Origin of the sequence: Bacillus cereus group sp. BfR-BA-01331 (assembly GCF_022663915.1) — a bacterium.
Taxonomy (GTDB): domain Bacteria; phylum Bacillota; class Bacilli; order Bacillales; family Bacillaceae_G; genus Bacillus_A; species Bacillus_A mycoides.
Map to the genome: position 1 here is coordinate 1 of NZ_JAKUGJ010000200.1, position 279 is coordinate 279.

Here is a 279-nt window from a genome sequence, read left to right on the forward strand (position 1 = left end):
TTTGGACAGACTGGTCCCGTAAATCAAGCTGCTCTTTTTTAATCATATGCATGGCTTCTACTCCAGAAAGAATGGATGTAGCTGTGTCAAACATAGAACGGATTCGCTTCTTTATAAAGTGATGATCTTGTTCTACTATGTTATTCAAGTACTTTTGTTGTCTAAATTGCATACCATCAGGTATTCTTTTTTCTTTTTTCAACTGTTCAATTGCTATAGGATAAGCCGGGTTCTTATCGACTGTTATAACACGTGGCTTTGAAACATGAAAAGACCGCA

General features: G+C 36.6%; 1 protein-coding gene. It reads right to left on the reverse strand.

Annotated elements, in window-relative coordinates; all coding sequences use genetic code 11:
• A partial coding sequence (locus tag MR155_RS31700; protein ID WP_242312145.1) for a DDE-type integrase/transposase/recombinase occupies positions 1-279 on the reverse strand: 279 nt, incomplete at both ends.